Genomic DNA, 23,068 nt, shown 5'->3' on the forward strand with positions numbered 1-23,068 from the left:
ACGCCATGACTGCAATCACAGAATTCCGCGCTCAGGCTCCAGCCCCCGAATACGACCATCCGCGCGAAGACCGCCGGCTCGACGGGAACCCGCTGCGCACCACATGGAACCATTTCAGCAACGCCAGCGGCGAAGTCCATGCCGGCATCTGGGCCTGCGAGAAAGGCAGCTGGCGTATCGCCTTCGCGCCCAACAAGGATGAGTATTTCTGCGTCCTCGAAGGCCGCTGCCGCGTGATCGATGAACAGGGACACGCAGCCGAAGCCGGGCCGGGCGACGCCCTGGTCATCCCGGCCGGGTTCAAGGGCGTGTTTGAAGTCCTGGAACCGGTCCGCAAGCACTATGTCATCGTTGAGCGCAAAACGAACGGCCCATCCTGATGTTTTTTTGCTACCATTCGCTCCTTTTCCCCACAGGAGCCTCGAATGAAGTTCACCATCCACGCACTTGCCGCCAGCCTTGCCACCGTTTGCCTGGCCAGCCACGCTGAAGTCATCCCCCTCAAACTGGCACCGGGCCTGTGGGAAGAAAACCGTGTCACCATGATCAACGGCCAGAATGTAGAGGAAACGATGCGCAAAGGGCGCGAACGCATGATGGCGCGCCTGACGCCTGAACAGCGCAAGCAGATGCAGGACCAGATGGGACAAGGCGGCAACGCCGGCGGGACCCGGACCTGCCTAACGGCGGCCCAGGTGGCCAAAGGCGTCGACACCGAAGACATCAAGCGCAAGATGGAGCAGTCGGCGCAAGGCTGCAAGCTGGACATCATCTCGGCCAGCAGTTCGGGCGCCAAGTTCAAGGCGGCCTGCATTGGCCCGCAAGGGACCACCTACAATGGCAGCGGCGAGTACATCGTCGCCAACAGCAAGGAATGGCGCTTCAAGATGGTCGGCGACGGCAAGGTCACCGGCCCTGATGGCGCCCCGGTCCCGCAAGCGGGCGACTTCCACGCCACCCAGGAAGTGACCGCCCGCTGGAAAGGCAGCGACTGCGGCAGCGTAGCGCCGCAGCAGGAAGGCTAAGGCTTGACCGCCACCAGGTTGATCAGGGTTTCCTCGCGTTCGGCCGGCGGATTGATGCGCAGCACGCGCTCCATCAATCCCAGGTCCTCGCGGCTCCACCACAGGAAGGGGTAGGAAACCGCACTGTCAGGCACGCTGAAGCCGGCGTTACGCACCATCGCCAGGTATTCAGGCGCGGTTTTCTGCACGTCCATCGGATGGCGGAACAGCAGGCGGATGATCCAGGAATGGATGTAACGCCTGGTCGATTCGGCGAACAGCAGGACGCCGCCCGGCTTGAGCACGCGGAAGAACTCGCGGATCGCGTTTTCCTGGTCCACCAGGTGGTGGAAGGTCTGGTGGCAGAACAGCAGGTCCACCGAATTGTCTTCCAGCTTGATATTAGAGCTCGAACAGCAGATGAATTCGGCCTTGATGTCATGCGCGGCCACTTCCTTCGCCGCGTGCTGCAGCATCTCCGGGTCGATGTCCATGCCGATCAGGCGCTGCGGCGCGAAGCGCTGGTGCAGTTTCGGCAGGGAGCGGCCAAAGCCGCAGCCGACATCGGCCACCACGCCGAAACTGGCCGGCGCATCCGGCATCAGGCGCTGCAGATCCTTCAGCGCACGCTCCAGCACGTGCACGGTCCACGTCTCGGTACGCAAAAACCATTTGCCAAATGCCGTCTCTTCAACGTGAACCTCACCGGACGACTGGATGCCTTCTAAACTAGCGCTCATATTCTTTTCTGTTTAAGTTGATACAAACGGCCTGCGAGAGACGCTTGGTCAAATCACGTACAATATCGGGCCGACCTGTCCTGACGACCTTTTGCCGTGCTTTTCCTGCGCCTGCTACTTGCTGCCTTAACAATACTGCTACTTCCCCCGGGAGCGGCAGCGCAGGCCGACCAGGCCCCTGTGCGCTTCCTGCTCACGTTCGATGACGGCCCGGCCTGGGCCCCCTACTTCAATCCCACGGTGCGCATCCTTGAAACCCTGGAGAAGAATCCCTACCAGGACAACATCAAGGCCGTGTTCTTCACCCAGACACGTGCCTGGAGCGGCGGCGGCACCGACAGGGGCCGCGCGCTGATCCGGCGCGAACATGCCGAAGGCCACGTGGTCGCGCTGCACTCCGCCACGACCTTCCATTCCAACCACCGCCTCATGAGCCGTGAAAAGCTCGATGCAACACTGCAGCTTGGCGTCGCCGACCTGCTGGCAGAAACCGGCGTCGTGCCCAAGCTGGTACGCCCGCCGTTCTGGGCCTATGACGCCGATACGCTGGCGTCCTACCATGCCTATGGCCTGCACATGCTGCTGACCGACCTGAGCGCCAAGGACGGCGTGGTCTACGTCTTCAACATGAGCTTCCACAAGCGCTCCAACATGCTCAACATGCTGGCCGAAGCCCGCAAGCGCTGGGCCGCCGGCGCCATGCCGGACGTCGACGGCGCCACGCCCGTCGTCGTCACCTTCCACGACGTCAACAGCCATACCGCCCGCCATTTCGAGGAATACCTCGGGATCCTGCTCGACGTCGCCCGCGAACTGCAGATCCCGCTGGCCGACAAGCCTTTCTACGACAACCGCGACGAACTTGAGCGCGCAGCCCTGGCCTCATCCGTCGACACCCCGGAAAACGCCCCGCCCCTGCCCGGCCTCTGGCACTGGCTGTGGGAGCATTGATCAGGGCAGCGCGACCAGCACCGGCTGCGGCACGCTGGCCAGCGGCACGGCGCTGCACAACACCACCGACAGCTCCTGGTGCGGCACGGCGACGCAGTGGCCGCCCACCGCCAGCCCGAGCTTGATGCGCGCTTCCTTTTCGCTCCAGAGCCGATAAAAGCCTTCAATTCTTGCTGCGTCATCCCAGCGCTGCATCTGCTGCCAGCGCGCCATTTCATCGGCGTCGAAGGCCTGCTTTGCCAAGGCAGCGAGGTCGCGGGAGGCATCGCGCATTTCAATGTCCAGCCCCACCGCAAGGTCGCCGACGGCACAGGCCACCCAGCGGCCGCTATGGGAAATGCTGAAGCCTGGCGTCGCGCCGTCCGGCGCCGGCGTCAGCAGCCGCGGCGCCAGCCCGTTGCGTTCCTCCAGCAGCACCTGCTGCGGCTGAACACCCAGCAGCGGCGCCAGCGCCATCCGCAGCAACACCCGGCCGGCGACAAACTGGCGCTTGCGCAGTTCGCGTACAAAGCGCCCATGGCGCGCCAGTTCGCCCGGCGTCAGCCAAGCGAGGTAGCGCTGCAGGCTTGCCTCGGACAGCGCACCCGCATCGGCCAGCCAGAGCAGCATCCCGCGCGCCATGCGCCGCTTCTCCTTACCGGGCCAGCTTGACGAAATCGCCCTTCAGCGCCACGCCGGCCATCAGTGCGCCGTCGGCGCATTGGAACTCGGTAGCGCTGGCGAATTCAACGTTATTGAAATTGCTGACGATATTGACCACGGCATCAGCACCAACGTCTTGCGCGCGCTTCTGCAACTGCAGCATGGCGGACAGGAAGACGTAATTGCATGCCTTTTCAGCCGACTTGCCAAAACCGTTGGTGCGCTGGCTGGTCTTGTCGCTAATGATCTTGGAAGCGATGGCCGGCGTCGGCTGGCCGGCGAAGTAGAACTTGACCGAATCGCCCAGGCGTGCCTGCGCGTCGTTAGCAGCCATGGCGCCCTCGATCGGAAACTTCAGCATGTCGTTGCCAGCCGAAGCTGCCGACGATGCCATGGCGGCGGCGGCCATCACTACTACAGAAATCATCTTTTTCATCTGGTCTTCCTTCTATTTGTTGTAGCGTTTAAAAATCAGCGAGGTATTGATGCCGCCGAAAGCAAAATTATTCGACATCACGTATTCGCAATCGAGTTCTCGGCCGGTGCCGGCGATGTAATCCAGCGCCGCGCACTCGGGATCGGTTTCCTCCAGGTTGATGGTCGGCGCGAACCAGCCCTCGCGCATCATCTCGATGCTGATCCATGCTTCCAGCGCACCGCAGGCACCCAGCGTATGGCCCATATAGCTCTTCAACGAACTGATCGGAATGGCGCCGCCGAACACCGCCAGCGTGGCATGCGATTCGGCGATGTCGCCCTGGGCGGTGGCGGTGCCGTGGGCATTGATGTAGCCGATGTCCGATGCCTCCAGGCCTGCGTCCTGCAGGGCCAGCTCCATGGCGCGCTGCATGGTGGCCGCATTGGGCTGCGTGACGTGGCAGCCGTCGCTATTGGTACCAAAGCCGACCACTTCCGCATAGATCGTGGCGCCGCGCGCCTCCGCATGCTCCAGGTCTTCCAGGATCAGGCAGCCGGCGCCTTCGCCGATCACCAGGCCATCGCGGGCGCGGTCGAACGGACGCGGCGTCGCTTGCGCCTGGTCGTTGCGCACGCTGGTGGCGAACAGGGTGTCGAACACCGCGGCTTCCGTGGCGCACAGTTCCTCGGCGCCGCCGGCGACCATGGCGACCTGCTTGCCGCTCCTGATCGCCTCGTAGGCGTAGCCAATGCCCTGGCTGCCCGAGGTACAGGCGCTGGAGGTGGTGATCACTCGCCCGGTCAGGCCGAAGAACACGCCGATATTCACCGGCGCCGTGTGCGACATCATCTTGATGTAGGTGGTGGCGTTGATGCCCTTGGTGGTGCGCTCTTCCATCATGCGGCCGAAATCGCCGATGGCGCTTGGGGTGCCGGCGGACGAACCGAACGACACGCCCATGTCGCCGCTCCTGGTCAAAGGGTGTTCGAGCAGGCCGGCGTCTTCCAGCGCCAGTTCGGTCGCGCGGGTTGCCATCAGGGCTACGCGGCCCATGCTGCGGGTGGTCTTGCGGTTATAGCGTGCGGACAGTTCGAACGGCGCAGCCGGTGCGCCCAGGCGGGTATTCAGGCCCTCGTAGTCTTCCCACTCCTCCATGCGTACCACGGCATTGCGGAACTGGCCAAGCCGCTCTCGCACCGCTGCCCAGTCGTTGCCCAGCGGGCTGATGCCGGCCATGCCGGTGATGGCGACACGGCGGCTCATGCCAGGCCTCCGTTGACGGAAATGACCTGGCGGGTGATATAGCCCGCATCTTCGCCGACCAGGAAACTGACCGCGGCCGCCACCTCTTCCGGCTTGCCGACGCGGCGCGCCGGGATCATCTTCAGCGCTTCTTCCATCGGCACTTCCTCGATCATGTCGGTTTCGATCAGGCCGGGCGCCACGCAGTTGACCGTGATCGAACGCTTGGCCAGTTCCAGCGCCAGGGCCTTGGTGGCGCCGATGATGCCCGCCTTGGCGGCGCTGTAGTTGACCTGGCCCCGGTTGCCGATCAGGCCCGAGACGGACGCCAGGGTGACAATGCGGCCCGGCTTGCGGCGCTGTACCAGCGGCATAATCAGCGGGTTCAGGACGTTGTAGAAGCCATCCAGGTTGGTTTGCAGGACAATGTCCCAGTCCTCGCCCGACATGGCCGGGAAGGCGTTGTCGCGCGCCACGCCGGCGTTGCAGACCACGCCGTAGTAGCAGCCGTGTTGCGCGATGTCCGCTTCCAGCGCAGCGGCCGTGGCGGCGCGGTCGCTGATGTCGAACTGCAGCACGCGCGCGGCGCGGCCCAGTTGCACGATCTCCTGCGCGACCGCTTCGGCTTCGGCGCGCTGGCTGCGGCAGTGCAGCACCACGTCGTAACCGTCGCGCGCCAGGCGCAGCGCAATCGCCTTGCCGATACCGCGCGACGATCCGGTCACCAGCACGCTCATGGACTTGTTCTGATTCATCCTACGTTTCCATCTTTGAGAAATTGATTGACATTATCTGGCTGGAATACCGTGACCGTTGCGGCGGCGGCATTGGCCGGCCCGCCCGCGATGTCGATGCGGCATTCGAAGGCGCCCAGCCCGTTTTCGGACTGCAGCACGCGGCGCACGTGCACCCGCAGCACGCTTCCCAGCGCAAAGCTGGCGACATTGGCTTCGTACTTGCGCGAGCCGAGCAGGAAGCCAACCTTGACTTCCTCGCCCCGCTGCAGCGCGAGCCAGCCGGCGTGCGCGGCAATCGCCTGCGCCATGTATTCGATGCCCACCCAGGAGCCGACGCCGTCGGCGCCCGCCAGGATGCTGGCTTCGTGGATGCGCACTTCGGCGCACAGGCGCTCAGCGTCGGCTTCCAGCACCCGGTCGAGCAATACCATCTGGCCGGAATGGGGCACCAGCTGGCGGATGTCCGGCATGTTCATCCAGGCCTCCCCAGCAGCAGCACGGCATTCGAACCGCCGAACGCGAAAGAGCTGCTCAGCACCCGGCGCAGCGGCCGGCCCAGCGCAGCGCCCGGCGGCGCCAGGTTCAGTGCCGGCAATGCAGGATCGGCGGCGCCGTCCCACAAATGCGGCGGCAGCCGCCCCTGCGCGTTATCGTCCTGCATGGCCAGCCAGCACAGCGCTGCTTCAACGGCGGCGGCCGCGCCCAGGGTATGGCCGGTGAACGGCTTGGTCGAGCTGACCGGCACTTCTTCGCCGAACAGGGTCGCGATCACGCGCGACTCCATGGCATCGTTCTGCGGCGTAGCGGTACCGTGCATATTGATGTAGTCCACCTCGGCCGCACCCACGCCCGCTCGGCGCAATGCCTGTTCGAACGCCAACCGGGCGCCGGCGCCTTCCGGATCGGGCGCGGAGATGTGGTGGCCGTCGGACGATTCGCCCCAGCCCATCAGCTCAACGGCTTGCGGGCCGCCAGGTGTGGCTTCCATCAGGAACAGGGCCGCGCCTTCGCCGATATTGATCCCCTTCCGGTTGGCGCTCATCGGGTTGCACTGGCCGGGGCTGACCGATTCCAGCGCCGAGAAGCCCGCCACGGTAAAGGCGCACAGCGAGTCGGCGCCGCCGGTCACCACCGCATCGCACAGGCCCATGCGGATCATGCGCGCGGCACTTGCCATCGCCTTGGCGGCCGACGAGCAGGCTGTTGAATGCACGTAGGCCGGGCCTTCCAGGCCCAGCTCCAAGGCCAGCAGTTCGGCCGGCGAGCCCATTTCCTGCGCACGGTAGCTGAATTCTGGAGGCAGTGCGCCGTGCGCCACGTGGTGGGCCAGCGCCTGTTCGGTCTCGCCGATGCCGGAAGTGCTGGTGCCGAGCACCACGCCGACGCGTCCCGCACCATAACGGTTGACGGCCGCCTGCACCGCCTCGCGGATTTGCGCCAGGGCCGCCAGGGCCAGTGCGTTGTTGCGGCTGCGAAGGTGGGCAGGCAAATGCGCCACCGATGGCAGCTCGCCCGGCACTTCGCCCAGCGCCAGTTCGCGGCCTTTCGACCAGCGGCCGGTTGTGGACACGCCGGCCTGTCCCGCAAACAGGCGCGCCTTCACCTGCGCCTGGCCTTCGCCCAGCGCACAGATGATGCCGCATTCATTCAGGTAGATCTTCGACATTGCTCGCCCTCGCACTCAGTCCGCATTCGCCGCGAACTGGATCGTCAGCTTATAGCGATAGCGCAGGTTTTCCAATACTACGGTGCCACTCCAGCGCTGCGCGTCGCTGTAAGTGATCTGCATCACAGGCGCATCGTCCAGGTACAGGGTGCGCAAGCGCCCCTGCTCGGCCACCCGCCAGCCGGCAGGCAAGGCTGCCGCCACGGCATCGGCCGGCCACAGGGTGAGCTGGATATCTTCCAGCACATCCTCGGCCCGCACCTGCGCCGGCAGCATCACATGGCGCCAGGAAGTGAGTTCCCTGCCGTCGTAGTGCAGCGACAGCACGCGCTGGCCGAATGCCAGCCCGACCACGTCCACCGCTTCCGGCTCCACCTGCAAGGCCACGTCCAGGTCATCGGTGCGGCCGTTGCGCTCGACCTTCAGGTGCTGCTGCACGCTCAGCGAAGTGCCCAGAGCAGCGGGCGCCAGCTTCAGGCCAAGGCGAGCCTGCGGTTGCGGCGGCGTGGCGGCACAGGCGGCCAGCAGCAAGGTGCCGGCGACGGCGGCAAGGCGGCGCGGAAGCGCGTTAAACATTCCTGATTTCCTTCACAATAGCAAAACACGGAACCAGCAGCCAGACCAGCGTGGTCCCCAGCAGCATCGTCAGGCCGAAGGCCTGCAAGGCCGGCGTCGCGCTCAGTCCCAGCAAGCCAAACGACAGGATGGTGTTGGCGGCCGACATGCCGACTGCCAGCCACGGCGTGCGGTCGCTGCGCTCCGGGTGTTCCTGCATGAAGATGCCATAATCCACGCCCACGCCAAGCAGCAGCATCAGGGCCAGTACATGGAATAGCTGCAGGTTCTGCGATGCAAAGCCAAGCATGGCCAGCGTCGCGATGCTGGCCAGCGCAGTCGGCGCCAGCACACGCCAGGTACGGCTGCGATAGCGGTGCAGCAACAGCACGAACACCACGGCGTAGGCGCCCAGCACCACCCAGCCCATGTAGGCGCGGTAGCGGCCCAGGACCGAGGAAATCTCGGCCACCTTGTCGACCCATTGCACGCCCTGCAGGCCATCGGCAGCCAGCATGACCTGTTGGGCGGCCTTGTTGTCCATGCCGCGCAAGGCAACGATGCTGGCGTACGCGCCTTGCCGCTCGCCCAGCCACAAGTGGCGCCAGGGCTCGCTGGCAGGGGAAGCAAGGAATTCGTCGAGCAGCAGCGGCTGGCCGGCTGCCAGCAGCGCCTTGCGGGTGGCGGCAATCCATTGCTCGTCCTCGCCGGCCTGGCCGGCGATGCCTTGCAGCGGGCCGTCGTCGGCCAGCAACTTCTGTTCGACCAGCGTGCGGCGCGCCGCCTGCGTACGTGCCGACGGCACCCAGTTCGACATGGCCTGGTAGCCCGTCAGGCGCCGGGCCGCCACGTGCCGGTCCAGGCGCGCTTTCAATTCTTCTTCGCGCTGCAGCACCTGTTCGGCCGAATCGCCGCGCACCAGGAAATACTGTACCGGCGTCGGCGCATCCAGCAGCTTGCCCAGCTTGAGCTGGTCCGCCACCAGGTGCTTGGGGGGATTCTGCAGCAGGCGGATGTCGTCGTTTGCGCCCAAGCGGCTGATGCCCCAGGCGGCCAGTACGGCGAAGAGAACGGCAGCTGCCAGCGTGCCGCGGCTGCCACGCCACACCGGCCAGCGCGCGAGCGCCGCGCCATAATGCTTCACCAGCCAGCCACTGCGCAGGGTGCGGCCGTTGATCAGTGCCGGGAACCAGCACACCACCGTCAACCACGCGAACACCAGGCCCAGCGCCGAGAACACCGCCATCTGGCGCAGCCCAGGGAAAGGCGTCAACGCCAGGCCGGTGTAGCCGATCACCGCCGCCAGCAAGGTCAGGCCAAGGCCCGGCAGCAGCCGCTTGAGCAGCGTCACGGAATCGAGCTTTTCATCGGCTGCCAGGCGGTTGCACAGGAAGTAGATGCCGTAGTCCTGCGCCACGCCAATCAGGCTGGCGCCAAATACCAGGGTCAGGAGGTGGATGCGGCCGAAGAGCAGCCAGCATACCGACAATGCGCCCAGGCAGCCGATACCGATCGACAGTAGGATCAGCGCGATCGGCTTGAGGGAGCGGAAGGTGAACCAGGTCAGCACGATAATGCCGACCAGGGAGCCGATGCCGATGGTGGACATTTCGCCGCTGGCCTGGGCGCTGGCGCTGGCGGCGTGCAGGATCACGCCGGCCTGGATCAGCTCCACTTGCGGGGCTGCCTTGCGCGCTGCCGCTTCGGCCTGCCGCAGCACGGGCAGCACGGTTTCCTGCGCGGTCATCGACAGCGCGGGAACCTTCAGGGTCAGCGGCAACAGCACGTACTGGCGCTGCGCGTCGGCGACGAACAGGTGGCCGTCGCGCGGACGCACCGGCGTTTCCTGGGCGCGCTCCTGTACCCAGCCGGCAAACAGGCCGTAGGGATCATCCTGCCACGAGCCGAGCTTCGGGCCGCCGAAAGGCGCATACAGCCTGGCCAGCGCCGATTCCAGCCAGAATTGGGACGGCTGCTCGCGCAGCTGCTGCTCCTGCTGCGCCGTCAGCAGCGCCAGGCGATGGCGCTGGAACAGGCCAAGCCAGTCGTTCTGCGTCTGCTCGTTGATCGGGGTGGCTTCGAACAGATCCTTGCGCGCCGCCAGCACGCCCTGGTAGGCGTCGGCGGCACGGCGCGCATCATCCCATTCGGCGGCGCCGGCCAGGACCAGCACGCGCTGCTGCGCCGCGTCGACCATATGGCCGAACGAAGCCTGCAGCACCGGGTCGCGCTCCTGCACCGGCAGCAGCGCCATGATGTCCGTGTCCGGCACGATGCGCTGGACCAGCCACAGGGTGGCGTTATGGCCCAGCAGCAGGCAGGCCACCAGGGCCCACAGCCACGCGATTTTTCGGGTTTGCCTCAAAACAGCGCCGCCTCTTCCTTGTTCATCGCGCCGTCCCCGGTCTGGATGCCGGAGAACACGATGGTGGTGCGGTCGCCGCTGGCCTCGTTCATCACGATCTGCCTGACGTAGGCGCCGCCTTCGAGCTTGATGGTGCCGATGGCCTTTTCCAGTGCAGCCTGGCGCGGCTTGAGCGCCACGTTCCAGCTGTTGGCGTCCACGCTGCCCTCGCCGTCGAACAGCGTGTCGAGCTGGCCCAGGTCGCCCGACAGCAACGAGAACAGCACATTGTTAATCATGCGCACGGTCGGCTCGGTCTTGGCGTCCAGCCGCATGGCCACGCGTTCGCCCTGGTAGTTCACGATCTCTTCGCGCGTCAGGCGCAGCGTGTTGGGGAAAGGCTTCAGGGTGCGCCATAGCACGCCCTTGCCGGCGACGACGCAGAAGCGCCCTTCCGACGCCAGCGGCTTTTTCATGCCCGCCAGTTGCTTGGTCTGGTCGAAGCGGCCGCACATGACGGCCGGCTTGGCCAGCATTGCCTGAATTTTAGCGCTTGGCACGGCGGCCTGCGCGCTGCCTGCGGCGGCCAGCGCCAGGACGGTTGCAAGGTATTTTTTCATGCTGGTTCAATCCCCAGTTTCTCAAATAGTACCGGCGGCGAGGCAAAGCACATCTCCTTCGTCGCGATATCGACGGCAACCATGGTGGTGCTGGCGCGGTTCAGGCGCTGGCCGCTGGCCGCATCGGTGATCAGGTAATCGATCTTCATGCGGTTTTCCCACTCGACCAGGTCGGCGCGCAGCTTCAGCTTCTGGCCGAACACCGCCGGACTGACGTAGCGCAGTTGCATGTCGATGACCGGCCAGGCGTAGCCCGATGCCTTCATTTGCGGATAGTTGTAGCCGATCTTGTCGAGCAAGGCGCAGCGCACGATTTCCAGGTACTTCACGTAGTTGCCGTGCCAGACGATCTCCATCGGGTCCAGGTCGAAGAACTGGACATCGATCTCGACTTCCGCGAACCAGCGGCTTTGCTTGTACTTACGCATACAGCGCCCATGCCTTGCTGCGGATGCGCTCCAGCATCAGGCGCAGGTCCGGTTCCAGGCGGCGGTCTTCTTCCACCGGGGCGATGTCGGCGGCCAAGGCCTGCTGCATTGCAGCCAGCGGGCTTTCCGGAAGCACGCCCTGGTGGTCGCGGCAGCGCAGCCACACGGCCTGGCGCACGGTCACCAGCAAGGCCGCCACCACCTGCTCGGTGAGTTCCAGCACGCGCAGGCAGTCGCGCGCCGCGATGGTGCCCATGCTGACCTTGTCCTGGTTGTGGCATTCGGTGGAACGCGAGAACACCGAGGCGGGCATGGTCGCTTTCAACGCTTCCGCCGTCCATGCCGAGGCACTGATCTGCAGCGCCTTCAGGCCGTGGTTGATCGGCGCCCGGGCACCCACCGCACCGGACAGGTTGGCCGGCAAGCCATGGTTGTAGCGTGCATCGACCAGCAGCGCCATCTGGCGGTCCAGCAGGTCGGCCAGGTTGGCCACCGCATTTTTCATGCCGTCCATGGCGAAGGCGATGTGGCCGCCATAGAAGTGGCCGCCGTGCAGGATGCGTTCGTTTTCGACGTCCACCAGCGGGTTGTCGTTGGCGCTGTTCAGTTCATTCTCGATCAGTTGGCGGAACATCGGCATGGTGTCGGCCAGCACCCCGATCACGTGCGGCGCGCAGCGGATCGAGTAGCGGTCCTGCAGGCGCTTGCCGTTGCGTTCCCATTGGTCGGTCGGCAAGTCGCTGCGCAGCCAGGCGGCTACCCGCTGCATGCCCGGATGCGGCTTGGCCGAGAACAGCACTTCGTCGAAATGGTGGGCATTGCCGTCCATCGCGAACGACGCCATGGCGGTGATGCGCGTGCACAGCCTGGCCAGGTAATCGGCCCGGTCGTAGGCCAGGCAGGCCAGCGCCGTCATGACAGCGGTGCCGTTCATGATGGCCAGGCCCTCCTTTGGACGCAGGCGCAGCGGGGTGATGCCCGCCTCCTGCAGCGCCTGGGCGGCAGGCACCTGCTCGCCGTTGCGCCAGACTTCACGCTCGCCGCACAGCACGGCAGCGAGGTAGGACAGCGGGGTCAGGTCGCCGGAGGCGCCGACCGAGCCTTCGGAAGGGATCAGCGGCAGCAGGCCGGCGTCCAGCAGGCGGGTAATCTGCAGCAGCAGTTCGACGCTGACGCCGGAAAAGCCCTTGCTCAGCGACGCCAGGCGCGAGGCCAGGATGGCGCGGCTCTGGGCCGGCGTGAAGTACTCGCCCAGCCCCACGCCGTGATAGGTGTACAGGTGGTGCGGCAGGTCCGGCACCAGGTCCGCCGGCACCGTCACGGTGCAGGAATCGCCGTAGCCGGTGGTCACGCCATAGATGGTGCCGTCTTCGCGCAGCAGGCGGTCGAGGAAGCCGGCGCCGCGTTCAATGGCGGCGCGGAACTCCGGATCGTCCGACAGCACGGCGGCGGCGCGCCCTTGCGCGATGTCCACGATGTCTTCGATCGTCAGGTTGTTGCGGTCGAAGCGCACGCTGCGCTGCGGGTTATTCAGTTGGGCGATGTCAGCGAGATGCATCGTTGTGTTCCAGTCCAGGTAAATGCCAGAAATCGTAGAAATTGAACCACTGCAGCGGCGCGCGCAGGGTATGGTGTTCGAGCCGGCGGGCATAGTCGGCGGCCAGCACTTGTAGTGCGGCTTCGCGCCCCTGGCGCGGGATGCGCACCTGGTCGCGGAAGTGCTCGAAATGCACTTCCGAACGGCTGCCCCGGCGCACCGAGAACAACAGGTACACCGGGCATTGAAGAATGCTGGCCAGCATATGCGGGCCGATAGGGAACGCCGCGGGGGCGCCGATGAAGTCGGCTACTGCCACGCGCGGATTGAGCGAGACGGGAACGCGGTCGCCGGCAATCACCACGAACTCGCCGCGCGCAACGCGCTCCGACAGCAGCATCGCCGTGGCGGGCGACATCTCGGTCACCTGCAGCAGGTTAAGCTGGCTCTCCGGGTTCAGGCGGCCCAGCATGGCGTTGAAGGCTTGCGCGTGCTTTGTATGCACCAGTACCGTCAGCTTGATGTCCTGGCGCTGGCGCGACAGCACGCGGCACAGTTCCAGGTTGCCCAGGTGGGCGCAGACCAGCAGGCCGCCGCGTCCCGCCGCCACCGCATCGGTCATCAACTCGCCGCCGTGCAGGTCGACAGAGCTGAAGTCGAACAGGCCGCCCCACAGCAGCATCTTGTCTAGGATGCTCTCGCCGAAAGCGCCGAAATGGCGCATCACGCCCGCCGGCTCGGTGGACGTGTGGCCCGCGACACGGCGCAGGTATTCCCGGGAGGCGCGGCGCGGTAGCGGCTTGGCCATGACGTACCAGGCCAGCACCGGATACAGCACCAGGCGGAACGGCCAGCGGCCGAACACGCGGAAAATCCAGAACATCAGACGCATGCCTGCAACGAAGCTCACTTCGTTGATGGATGCCCAGTGCAAGCCGCGCGCGCTCAATTTGCCCGCCATTTCCGCGCCAGCAGCTTGGGAATGCGCGGCAGCATGCCGAAGAACAGCACGGTGTGCATGCGCGTGATCAGCACGTTGTCGCGCCAGACGCGGAAGTGCGACACGCCGTCGACCGGATAGGACACGCGCGTCCCAACGTTCACTACGCTCAGCCCGTCCCAGAACAGGCGCACGATGATGTCGGTGTCGAAATTCATGCGCGAACCGATTGCCTGGCGCGCAGCCAGGGCATTGACTGCCGCCACCGGATAGACGCGGAAGCCACACATGGAGTCCCTGATTTCCAGCGAGATGGTGTTAATCCAGACCCAGACATGCGTGGCGTAACGACCGTACAGGCGCGCTTTCGGCACCGACTCGTCGTAGATCGGGTAGCCCGACACCACGGCTTGCGGGTGGGCAGCCGCCTGCGCCAGGAACTTCGGCACATCGGCAGTCTGGTGCTGGCCGTCGGCGTCGATCTGCACCGCATGGCTGTAGCCGAGTTGCCCGGCACGGCGGAAACCGGCCAGCACTGCCGCGCCCTTGCCCTGGTTGCGCGGCAGGCGTTCCAGCACCACGCGTTCGCCATGGCGGGCCGCCAGCGCATCGAGCACCGCCGCACAGGCGGCTGAACTGCCGTCGTCGACCAGGATCACGGGCACGCCGTGCACCAGCAGGCCTTCCAGCACGGTGCCAATGGCGTGTTCGTGGTTATATACCGGCACCACGACGCAAGGCTTGAAATCAGCCATCGCAACCTCCCAGCGCCACGCGCCCGCCCGAATGCTGGCCGGCTGCGGAGCTGTAGCTGAAACGCAGGCTATGCTTGGCAGCGTCATACGCCAGTTCCAGCTGCACCGGTTTTTCTGGCCCGATCACCTGCTGGAACTTGAGCTGGCTCATGCTCTTGAACTGCGCCGGCAGATCGAAATACTGGCGGCCATAGTGGATCGCCCAATCGACCTGCACCACACCCGGAAGGATAGGCGCCACGTCGAAGTGACCGTCGAAATACCGCAGGCGCGCCGGGGCCGTAATTTCCAGCAGCACGCGCCCGTCTTCGTTCGCCAGCTCGCGCACCAGGGGGAAGCGCGGGCGCTCGTCGCCCAGCAATGCCAGCAAGGCGGCCACGGTGACCTTGCCCTGCGCATTGACCGGCATCTGTTCCAGGTAGCGCCAGCGGCGCGGCAACGCCACCGCGTCCACCACGCCGGCCAGCACTGCGCGCAGGCGGGCGTTCAGGGCCTGCTTGCCCTGCTGTTCCAGCAAGGCGCGGCCACTGTCAGCAGGCACCACGAAAGCGGCCAGGCGCTGGCGCTCGCCCGGCACCGGTTCGCACAGCGCCACGCGGGCTTCGGCAGCCAGGCCGGACGCCAGCAGTGCAGCTTCCATCGCGCCGAGCGATACGCGCTTTTCCTCGATCTTGACGATGCGGTCGCTGCGGCCCAGAAGGCGGAAGCCGCCGCCGGTCGCCGCCACGCGGTCGGCCAGCGCGAACCAGTCGTCGTCGGGAAGGTGCGGTGAACGTACCGCCAGCGTGCCGTCTTCTTCGTTGATGCGCCATGCCACCGTCGGGAACGGCTGCCATGCGTCATCGCCGGCGTCGCGGCGGCGGCGCCAGGCGATGCCGCCGGTCTCGGAACTGCCGTAGACTTCCGTCGGCACCTGGCCAAGCAGCGCGCCGGTGGCCAGCGCCGCATCGGCCGCCAACGGGCCGCCGGAGGAGAACACGCCGCGCAGCATGGCTGCGGCAGGGCTCCAGTCAAGGTGCGCCGGCAGGCGTTTCAGGTGCGCCGGGCTGGCCACCAGCATGCACGGTCCGGCTGCCATGGCAGGCAGCAGTTCTTCCGGATAGACGATGCTGGCGGCATGGATGGCGCGCCCGCTGGCCAAGGGCCACAGCACCTTGAACAGCAGGCCGTAAATATGCTGGTGCGAGACCGTCGCCAGCACGTCGGCGGCGCCGATGCGTGCGCCGAACAGCTCTTCCAGGGTCGCCACTTCGCTGGCGACCTGCGACAGCTTCTTTGGAATGGCCTGTGCCGCGCCGGTGCTGCCGGAGGTGAACACCACGAGCGCCGGCATGTCCGGGTCGAGCGCGGCAAGCGCCGCTGCAGCCACTGCAGTTGCCGCGCCAGGCGCGGCTTGCAACGGAGCCAGGTCCGCCGGAAACTCGCCGAGGAAGCCATCCACTGCGCCGCGCAATGCCGCGCAGCTGGCGGGCAGCGTATCCGCGCTCAGCCAGATGGTCTTGCCCGCGTGCCAGGCGCCCAGCAGTGCGGCGCCGAATTCAATGCTGTCCTCCAGGAACAGGGCGAAATTCCTGCCGGCCTGCGCGCTCAGTAGCGCGTGCCAGCTGCGAACACTGGCCAGGAAAAGCGCGTTGTCGACGCCCTCGCCCGCGCGCCAGCCGGCCAGTGCATTGCCGGAGCGCGCCGCAATGGCGGCGTAAAGATTTTCAATACGGTCAGACATTATGCAAGCGCTTGAAACGCAGGCGCACCAGGTATTCTGCGCCGAACAACAGCGCCATCAGCGCATAAGAAATCACACCGGTGTACAGCGACCAGACGGCTTCGGGCGCCCACAGTGCGGTGCCAAGGGCAAGCGCGCCATTGACCACAAAAAAGCCGCACCAGACCTGCGTCACCTTGCGCATATAGGCTTGTGCCACCGGAGGAAAGTCCTCGCCGCGCAGGCGGGCCATGCGCTCGACGGCGGACATCGGCGTGCCCAGGCTATAGGCGAAACCGGCCAGCAGCGCGGCGTTCACCAGCACCGGGTACAGCTTCAATGGCAGCAGCAGGTTGCTCCAGATCGCCGCAGCTACCAGCAGCAGCGCACCGGCAACCGACCAGCGCGCAACACCGCTCAGCTTCAGCGCGGGCAGCCGCGACATGGCGGCAAGCAGCAGCAGGCCGGCCAGCCAGCGCGGCTCGATGCGGCCGTGGCCAAACCAGATCGCCAATGGATACAGCAGGGTAATCGCTGCCGCCAGGACACTCATCCTCATCTTGCTTACGCAACCTGCTCCGTCTTGCCGGCCAGTGCTTCCACCACGTCGCCGATGGTGCGGATGGTCTTGAACACTTCCGGCTGCAGGCGCTGGCCGGTAAGCTGCTTCAGTTTCACCGCCAGGTCGACCGCATCGATGCTGTCGATATCCAGGTCGGCATACAGGTTGGAATCGGCGGACAGTTCCGACTTATCCAGTTCAAACATTTCAGCGAGCAGGTCGACCACCCAGGCTTGCAATTGGTCTTTGCTCATTTCTTTCAGATTAACCATCTTCTACCCCTACGTTGTTTTATTTCTGTCGGTGGCTCTCGATCATCGCGGCCAGCGCCTGCACCGAGGCGAAATGACGGCGCGTCTCTTCCGAATCGGCCGAGAGCGAGATCCCGTACTTCTTTTGCAAAGCGACGCCCAGTTCGAGCGCGTCGATCGAGTCCAGGCCCAGGCCTTCGATGAACAGCGGCGCTGCGCTGTCGATATCATCCGGTGTGATGTCTTCCAGCTGGAGGGCATCGATGATCAGTTGTTTCACTTCGAGTTCAAGCATTGCTTTGGCACTTTCCGGCAAAATAATTTTGTAAGAAGTCGGTCAATTGGCGCGCGGCCATCACGTCGCTGGCGCCCTCCGTGAATCGTGCGACCGCCAGGTCGTCCTGCACGTCGATCTGGATCAGGAAGCGGCGCGACGGCACGCGCCACCATTTTTCGCCCTTGTGCAGCGTGGGCGGATCGCATTGCAGCAGCACAGGCGTGATGTCGCGCCCGCCGCGCACCGCAATATTGGCGGCCCCGCGCTTCATGCTGATCACGCCGTTCTTCGGCGTGCGCGTCCCTTCCGGGAAGATGATCAGGTTGTTGCCGCGCTCCAGGGAAGCGATGCAGTCGTCCACCAGTTCCGCGCCGCCCTCGTTATTGATATAGCCCGCGCCGCGCACCGGGCCGCGCGTGAACGGGTTGTTCCACAGCGCGCCCTTGACGATGCAGTCGGCGTTCTTCACGAAGGCCATCAGGAACACGGTATCGAGCAGCGTCGGGTGGTTGGCCAGGATCAGCATGCCGCCCCGCTCCAGCTTTTCCAGCCCGCGCACCTCGTAGCGCAGCACGCCGATCACCCGCATCATGTCGATATAGACGCGGAAGGCGCAGCGGATCACGGTGCGGGCGGCACTGATGCGGCGCTGCCTGTCGCGGATCAGCAGGTTCATCACCGGGAACACCAGGAGGCCCAGTACGATTCCGCCGACGCCGAAGACCACGAAGCTCAGGCCCGTCACGAAAATGCGCCAGTAACGGTCAAGCATCGCGGCTCCATGTCCAGCGCAGGCGGCCGTCGCAGCGTTCGAGCTTGCGGGCGCCGCTGGCGTAAAAGGCTGCCACTTCCAGGCTGCCCGGCATCTTGGCAGACGGCGACTCGGCGCAAGCCTGCCATTCGAGCCGCACTGCATTGGCGCCGGCCGGCGCGATCAGCCATGCCCAAGCGTGCGGCTGTTCTTCATATTCCTCGAATGGCCTAAATAATTCCGGCAGCGGGCAATCGCAGGCAAGCAGCAGTACGCTAGTCGCACCGTCGGCCAGCAGGCCGCATGCTTCGATGAGCGCATGTTCGACCGACGCCGCGCCGGAAGCCAGCGCAGTGTAATTGGCGCGATCGCTGCGGGCGATGCTGAACAGGCCGGGGATGGCATTGTGCACGGCCATGCCGAACGCCATCGGCGACAACGGTTCGCTGCGCGCCAGGTCCGATAGCAATTCAACTGCGCGCGCCACGTCGCCATGGCGCGAACAGAACACGGTGGGCACGCCGCTGCGGCCTTCGAGGCAGTCATAGGCCACTTCCAGCGCCATCTTGCCGAGGAAGCCCGCGCGGCGGCGCAGCATGGCCGGCATCGCTTTCACGCCCGGCTCTTCGCCGGCACGGATCGCAAACGGCGCTTGCGCCCAGGCTTGCCAGGCTTCAGGCGTGCTGATGCCTGGCGCCCATGCGGAATGCCTGAGAATTGAAAAACTAATGCCCTGGGTGCGCACTTTGCTGAACTATCGGAAATCTGGAGGAAGCCGGCGATTATAAACGATCAGCCCGCCCGAACGATAGAAACATTATCCCAGCAGCAACACTTTTTTGCATATTAGCACCTAAAAACCGCAAAACTTCGCGCAAATTCTCACCAAAACTCACATTTCACTTCTCTTATTGGCATCATTGCTCGTGATAAACTCCGGGCGAGCGATTTTCAGGAAAGATTTGAATGGCAGTAATGTCGTGGTTTGGCTGGTCTGTGCTGTGGACACTCCCCCTGCTCTGGCGCCTTGTGAAGGTGTTCCTGCTGAAGAGGACCACCTTGCTCGGGCAGGGCTTCATTAGGTTAGTGCTGGGCACCGTGCTGATGTTGCTGGCCAACTCGATTGGCGCTGCAACCGGCGGTCTTGCCGGCATCTTGCTCATCCTTGCCATCGGTACCGTCGCCGTCCCGTGGATGTTTGGCCATCGCGCCCTGGCATTCATGGCCTGGTGCGGCCGTGCCGCGCGCCTGCTCAAACGCCCGGACCAGGGGGAGCGGCGCGCGCCGCCGCGAACCGCTTCCCACGCCGCGGCGCCGGCCAGCCCGGCCCGCGGCGGCGAGCGCTTCTCCGAAAAGCGGCCGGCCTGGGACCACGCTGCGGCAGCATCGCCTGCCCGCTTCTTCGGCGCGGAGGCACTTGAAAAGGCGCGCGCCCCGGCGGCGCGTCCGGCAACCGAATGGGCCGAAGTCGAAAGCCTGCGCCCTACTCCGGCCATGCTGGCCCGGGCCAGGGCCAGGGAAGAAGCCGATGCCCTGGCCCGCCAGGCGCGGCCCGCCAGGATCGTGAAATTGCCGCAGCCGGCCGCGCCGGTACCGGCTGCACACACGCCTGCTCCGCTGCCGGTCCAGGTCCAGGTGCCGCTGCCGGCAATCGTGGAAGTGCAGGTGATCCACGCAGCGGTCGAAGTGCGCACCATCACGAGCCCTGTGCCGGAAGCAAGGTGGGTCGACGAGACGCCCGGCCTGCCGCAACAGCCGCCTGCGCTGGAAACGACGCCGGTTGAGGTGGAATACACGCCATTCCGGGCTGCTCCGGTACCGGCGCCGGCGCTGCCTTGGCAGGAACCAGTTCCTGTTGTTTACGCCGAGCCGCCGCCGGCTCCTGCGAGCGCGCCGCCGGCAGTGCCGCCAGCCCCGCCAGTTCCGGCAGCGGTGCCGATCACGCTCATGTCCCAACCGGAAGCCGACGTCGAACTTCCCGGCCTGGACTTGCTAGACGCCTATACGGAGGCGAAGTTCGAAGTCTCCGGCGCCGAGCTGGAAGAAACCGCTCGCCTGATCGAGCAGCGCCTCAAGGAATTCAAGGTCCCGGTCACCGTGCTTGGCGCTTCCGCCGGTCCGGTGATCACCCGTTTCGAGATCGAGCCGGCCATCGGCGTGCGCGGCGCCCAGATTGTGGCGCTGGTGAAGGACTTGTCGCGCGCACTGGCCGTGACTTCGGTGCGGGTGGTCGAGACCATTCCGGGCAAGACCTGCATGGGCCTCGAGTTGCCCAATACGCGGCGGCACATGATCCAGCTGTCGGAGATACTGGCAGCGGACGCCTACCGCGCCTCGCGCTCGCAATTGACGCTGGCAATGGGCAAGGACATTACAGGCGCCCCGGTCGTGACGGACCTGGCGCGTGCGCCGCACATGCTGGTTGCGGGCACCACCGGTTCCGGCAAGTCGGTGGCGATCAATGCCATGATCGTCTCTCTGCTGTACAAGGCCACGCCGACCGACGTGCGCCTGATCATGATCGACCCGAAGATGCTGGAACTGTCCGTCTATGACGGCATCCCGCACCTGCTGGCGCCCGTGGTCACCGACATGAAGCTGGCAGCCAACGCGCTGACCTGGTGCGTCGCCGAAATGGAAAAACGCTACCGGCTGATGTCCGCGCTGGGCGTGCGCAACCTGGCCGGGTTCAATCAGAAAATCCGCGACGGCAAGGCCGCCGAAAAATACATTACGAACCCGTTCTCGCTCACGCCGGATGCGCCGGAACCGTTGTCGACGCTGCCCACCATTGTCGTCATCATCGACGAACTGGCCGACCTGATGATGGTGGCCGGGAAAAAGATCGAAGAACTGATCGCGCGCCTGGCGCAGAAAGCCCGCGCCGCAGGCATCCACCTGATCCTCGCCACGCAGCGTCCTTCCGTCGACGTCATCACGGGCCTGATCAAGGCCAACATCCCGACCCGCGTCGCCTTCCAGGTGTCGTCCAAGATCGATTCGCGCACCGTGCTTGACCAGATGGGCGCCGAAACCCTGCTCGGACACGGCGACATGCTGTTCCTGCCGCCCGGCAGCGGCTACCCGCAGCGCGTGCACGGCGCCTTCGTGTCCGACGAAGAAGTGCACCGCGTGGTCGACTACCTGAAACAGTTTGGCGAACCCGAATACGAAGAAGCGATCCTGGCCGGCACGCCGAGCGAAGAACCGGCGCCGGATCTCCTGGGCGACGTCAGCGCCGGCGAAACCGACCCGCTGTACGACGAAGCAGTGGCTTTTGTCATCCGCACGCGGCGCGCGTCGATCTCGTCCATCCAGCGCCAACTCCGGATCGGGTACAACCGCGCCGCGCGCATGGTGGAAGACATGGAGGCGGCCGGCATCCTGTCTTCGATGTCGACCAATGGCAGCCGCGAGATCCTGGTCCCTGTCTCATCCGATTGAGCGCCCCGTCAACGGTGCGGCCCTCAAGCAAGGCAATTGCTAAGATTTGGCATCGAAGCTTTGTTTGGATCAAGGAGGCACTATGGAGCGATTCCTGCTCGTCTATCGCGGCGCGCCGGACGGATCGGCCGAGGCCTGGCAGCATGCGCCGCAACGCTGGGCAAGCTGGTTCGATTCGCTGGGCGCCCGCTTGCTCGACCGCGGCAGCCTGACCCACGCCAGCGTCGACATCGACACCCGTCTCGCCGGCCCCAAATCGTCCAGCAGTTCACTGGCCGGTTACTCGGTGCTGGCGGCCGCCGATTTCAACGAGGCCGTTGCCCTGGCCGAACAGTGCCCGATCTTCGACGAACACGGCTCGCTCGAGATTGCGCACCTGGCAAATTGAGCGCCTGGGCCAAGGCTAGAACTTGATGCCGATCACGTTCATCAGCCGGTTCAGGTCTCCTTCTTCCTGCATGACTTCAGCCAGCACTTCCGGCAACGGCATGCGGCCCCAGCGTGCGGCACGACGCAACAGGAATGGCGTCGGGCTATGCGGCTCCACCGCCACCAGGTAGTCGGCCAGTGCATCGAGCGTGACATAGGCTTCGTTGCGATCGCGCCATTGGCCGACGACGATCGGGTCCAGCTTTGGCGGCGGCGCCGGCGCTGCTTCCGCTTGCACTGCTAGCGCCGATTCCTCTGCAGCCGGCGCCGCGCCCTCTTCCTCCTCTTTGCCGGGCTGGATCTGTTGCAGCACGCGCTGGACCGCTTCCAGCACGCTTTGCAGCTTGCCCAGCTTGGGCGCCTGGTCTTGCAGATGCGCGTGCAGCATGGCCGACAGCGAATGCAGGTAATCAAGGCTATGCGTTACAGCGGCAAGCGTGACGGCCAGCTCCGCCGCCCGCGCTGCGCCGGCGGCCAGGATATCGCCGCGCGTGGCCGCAGGCAGGCCGTCGCGTCCTGCGCTGGGCGTTTCTCGCGGCGCCGCAAGGCACTCCCACTCCGCCAGGGTGACCCGCGGCGGCTTGAAGCCATCGAGCGACAGCAATGGGGCCTGGACGCGGATGCTCACGCTCAGCGACTCGTTCAGCCATTCCAGGGGCGCCAGCCGTGCATCGCAATCTCCGTCGTCCTCGACCAGCGGATGCAATGCCGGCCAATATACGCGCAACAGCGCGTCGAGCAGGCGCAAGCCGTGCAACAGGCCGACGAAACCTCGCTGGCGCATCCAGGCCTCGGCCAGCCATGCGGCGAGCTGCAAGTCTTTCGAGCGCGTGGCCAACATGGCGCTGCAGCGCTGGGCAACCTGCTGCCACTGCGCGACCTTCAACGGACGCTCCCATTGGCCCATCGGCAGGCTCGGGTCGTCTTCTTCGCGCAGCAGGCGGATCTCGGTGAAGGCGGCATCGTCGCGCGCCGGCGGCCCGCACGGCGCGTCCTGCGACACAGGCGCCAGCAATTCGTCCAGCAATTGCTGTTCGGCGGCGCTGACCAGGAAATCGGGAATCGCTTTCATT

Annotated in this window: 25 protein-coding genes and 1 pseudogene; 5 read left to right on the top strand and 21 right to left on the bottom strand. The window is 65.5% G+C overall.

The window, feature by feature from the left end; all coding sequences use genetic code 11:
- Positions 1-5 precede the first annotated feature (5 nt).
- Positions 6-380, top strand: a complete 375-nt coding sequence (locus tag ACN9MW_RS17630; RefSeq protein ID WP_426161743.1) for a cupin domain-containing protein — start codon at positions 6-8, stop codon at positions 378-380.
- 45 nt (positions 381-425) lie between these two features.
- Positions 426-1,025 carry a DUF3617 family protein gene (locus ACN9MW_RS17635; protein ID WP_426161744.1) on the top strand — a complete coding sequence of 200 codons (600 nt, stop codon included), beginning with the start codon at positions 426-428 and terminating at the stop codon, positions 1,023-1,025.
- On the opposite strand, the gene ACN9MW_RS17640 is transcribed toward ACN9MW_RS17635, so the two are convergent.
- The gene (locus ACN9MW_RS17640; protein ID WP_426161745.1) at positions 1,022-1,744 is read right to left on the bottom strand and encodes a class I SAM-dependent methyltransferase; all 723 of its coding nucleotides are present in this window, start codon (positions 1,742-1,744) and stop codon (positions 1,022-1,024) included. The genes ACN9MW_RS17635 and ACN9MW_RS17640 overlap by 4 nt on opposite strands.
- A 180-nt stretch (positions 1,745-1,924) precedes the next feature.
- Between ACN9MW_RS17640 and ACN9MW_RS17645 the strand changes: the two genes are divergently transcribed.
- Entirely contained in the window at positions 1,925-2,695 is a 771-nt protein-coding gene (locus ACN9MW_RS17645) for a polysaccharide deacetylase family protein (protein WP_426161746.1), read from the top strand.
- On the opposite strand, the gene ACN9MW_RS17650 is transcribed toward ACN9MW_RS17645, so the two are convergent.
- The 19 genes from ACN9MW_RS17650 to ACN9MW_RS17740 are packed head-to-tail and all read right to left on the bottom strand — an operon-like array spanning position 2,696 to position 18,867.
- On the bottom strand, positions 2,696-3,316 hold the full coding sequence (locus tag ACN9MW_RS17650) for a 4'-phosphopantetheinyl transferase family protein (protein ID WP_426161747.1): 621 nt from the start codon (positions 3,314-3,316) through the stop codon (positions 2,696-2,698).
- Between the two features lie 13 nt (positions 3,317-3,329).
- A complete protein-coding gene (locus ACN9MW_RS17655) occupies positions 3,330-3,773 on the bottom strand; it encodes an excinuclease ATPase subunit (RefSeq protein ID WP_426161748.1) in 444 nt (147 codons plus the stop codon).
- Positions 3,774-3,785: 12 nt separating this feature from the next.
- Positions 3,786-5,018 (bottom strand): beta-ketoacyl-ACP synthase, encoded by a 1,233-nt coding sequence (locus ACN9MW_RS17660; RefSeq protein WP_426161749.1) that lies wholly within the window; start codon positions 5,016-5,018, stop codon positions 3,786-3,788.
- Positions 5,015-5,752: a 3-oxoacyl-ACP reductase FabG gene (gene fabG, locus ACN9MW_RS17665; RefSeq protein ID WP_426161751.1), complete on the bottom strand. Its 738-nt coding sequence runs from the start codon at positions 5,750-5,752 to the stop codon at positions 5,015-5,017. The genes ACN9MW_RS17660 and fabG overlap by 4 nt, the downstream gene beginning before the upstream one ends.
- Complete coding sequence (locus ACN9MW_RS17670) at positions 5,749-6,210, bottom strand: 3-hydroxylacyl-ACP dehydratase (RefSeq protein WP_426161752.1); 462 nt, start codon at positions 6,208-6,210, stop codon at positions 5,749-5,751. Before ACN9MW_RS17670 ends, fabG begins: the two co-directional genes overlap by 4 nt.
- A complete protein-coding gene (locus ACN9MW_RS17675; protein ID WP_426161753.1) occupies positions 6,207-7,400 on the bottom strand; it encodes a beta-ketoacyl-ACP synthase in 1,194 nt (397 codons plus the stop codon). The genes ACN9MW_RS17670 and ACN9MW_RS17675 overlap by 4 nt, the downstream gene beginning before the upstream one ends.
- Positions 7,401-7,415: 15 nt before the next feature.
- Positions 7,416-7,976 carry a DUF3261 domain-containing protein gene (locus ACN9MW_RS17680; protein WP_426161754.1) on the bottom strand — a complete coding sequence of 187 codons (561 nt, stop codon included), beginning with the start codon at positions 7,974-7,976 and terminating at the stop codon, positions 7,416-7,418.
- Positions 7,969-10,320 (bottom strand): MMPL family transporter, encoded by a 2,352-nt coding sequence (locus ACN9MW_RS17685; RefSeq protein WP_426161756.1) that lies wholly within the window; start codon positions 10,318-10,320, stop codon positions 7,969-7,971. The genes ACN9MW_RS17680 and ACN9MW_RS17685 overlap by 8 nt, the downstream gene beginning before the upstream one ends.
- Positions 10,317-10,919, bottom strand: a complete 603-nt coding sequence (locus ACN9MW_RS17690) for an outer membrane lipoprotein carrier protein LolA (protein ID WP_426161757.1) — start codon at positions 10,917-10,919, stop codon at positions 10,317-10,319. Before ACN9MW_RS17690 ends, ACN9MW_RS17685 begins: the two co-directional genes overlap by 4 nt.
- On the bottom strand, positions 10,916-11,347 hold the full coding sequence (locus ACN9MW_RS17695) for an acyl-CoA thioesterase (RefSeq protein ID WP_426161758.1): 432 nt from the start codon (positions 11,345-11,347) through the stop codon (positions 10,916-10,918). The genes ACN9MW_RS17690 and ACN9MW_RS17695 overlap by 4 nt, the downstream gene beginning before the upstream one ends.
- Entirely contained in the window at positions 11,340-12,905 is a 1,566-nt protein-coding gene (locus ACN9MW_RS17700; RefSeq protein WP_426161759.1) for an HAL/PAL/TAL family ammonia-lyase, read from the bottom strand. The genes ACN9MW_RS17695 and ACN9MW_RS17700 overlap by 8 nt, the downstream gene beginning before the upstream one ends.
- Complete coding sequence (locus tag ACN9MW_RS17705) at positions 12,892-13,845, bottom strand: acyltransferase (RefSeq protein ID WP_426161760.1); 954 nt, start codon at positions 13,843-13,845, stop codon at positions 12,892-12,894. The genes ACN9MW_RS17700 and ACN9MW_RS17705 overlap by 14 nt, the downstream gene beginning before the upstream one ends.
- Positions 13,830-14,579: a glycosyltransferase family 2 protein gene (locus ACN9MW_RS17710; RefSeq protein ID WP_426161761.1), complete on the bottom strand. Its 750-nt coding sequence runs from the start codon at positions 14,577-14,579 to the stop codon at positions 13,830-13,832. The genes ACN9MW_RS17705 and ACN9MW_RS17710 overlap by 16 nt, the downstream gene beginning before the upstream one ends.
- Complete coding sequence (locus tag ACN9MW_RS17715; RefSeq protein WP_426161762.1) at positions 14,572-16,302, bottom strand: AMP-binding protein; 1,731 nt, start codon at positions 16,300-16,302, stop codon at positions 14,572-14,574. The genes ACN9MW_RS17710 and ACN9MW_RS17715 overlap by 8 nt, the downstream gene beginning before the upstream one ends.
- Positions 16,295-16,840, bottom strand: coding sequence for a hypothetical protein (locus tag ACN9MW_RS17720; RefSeq protein WP_426161763.1), 546 nt, complete (start codon positions 16,838-16,840; stop codon positions 16,295-16,297). Before ACN9MW_RS17720 ends, ACN9MW_RS17715 begins: the two co-directional genes overlap by 8 nt.
- 5 nt (positions 16,841-16,845) lie before the next feature.
- On the bottom strand, positions 16,846-17,097 hold the full coding sequence (locus tag ACN9MW_RS17725) for an acyl carrier protein (protein ID WP_426161764.1): 252 nt from the start codon (positions 17,095-17,097) through the stop codon (positions 16,846-16,848).
- Between the two features lie 37 nt (positions 17,098-17,134).
- Complete coding sequence (locus tag ACN9MW_RS17730) at positions 17,135-17,389, bottom strand: phosphopantetheine-binding protein (RefSeq protein ID WP_057263891.1); 255 nt, start codon at positions 17,387-17,389, stop codon at positions 17,135-17,137.
- Positions 17,382-18,143 (bottom strand): lysophospholipid acyltransferase family protein, encoded by a 762-nt coding sequence (locus ACN9MW_RS17735; RefSeq protein ID WP_426161765.1) that lies wholly within the window; start codon positions 18,141-18,143, stop codon positions 17,382-17,384. The genes ACN9MW_RS17730 and ACN9MW_RS17735 overlap by 8 nt, the downstream gene beginning before the upstream one ends.
- On the bottom strand, positions 18,136-18,867 hold the full coding sequence (locus ACN9MW_RS17740; RefSeq protein ID WP_426161766.1) for a beta-ketoacyl synthase chain length factor: 732 nt from the start codon (positions 18,865-18,867) through the stop codon (positions 18,136-18,138). The genes ACN9MW_RS17735 and ACN9MW_RS17740 overlap by 8 nt, the downstream gene beginning before the upstream one ends.
- Before the next feature lie 1,226 nt (positions 18,868-20,093).
- On the opposite strand from ACN9MW_RS17740, the pseudogene ACN9MW_RS17745 reads away from it, so the two are divergent.
- Together ACN9MW_RS17745 and ACN9MW_RS17750 are read left to right on the top strand one after the other, a co-directional pair.
- Positions 20,094-21,566, top strand: a pseudogene (locus ACN9MW_RS17745) (DNA translocase FtsK); the annotation flags it as partial.
- A gap of 82 nt (positions 21,567-21,648) precedes the next feature.
- Entirely contained in the window at positions 21,649-21,954 is a 306-nt protein-coding gene (locus ACN9MW_RS17750) for a hypothetical protein (RefSeq protein ID WP_426161767.1), read from the top strand.
- A 15-nt stretch (positions 21,955-21,969) separates the two neighbouring features.
- On the opposite strand, the gene tssA is transcribed toward ACN9MW_RS17750, so the two are convergent.
- Positions 21,970-23,067, bottom strand: coding sequence for a type VI secretion system protein TssA (gene tssA, locus ACN9MW_RS17755; RefSeq protein WP_426161768.1), 1,098 nt, complete (start codon positions 23,065-23,067; stop codon positions 21,970-21,972).
- Position 23,068 lies beyond the last annotated feature (1 nt).

Origin of the sequence: Pseudoduganella sp. R-34 (assembly GCF_049904655.1) — a bacterium.
GTDB lineage: Bacteria > Pseudomonadota > Gammaproteobacteria > Burkholderiales > Burkholderiaceae_D > Rugamonas.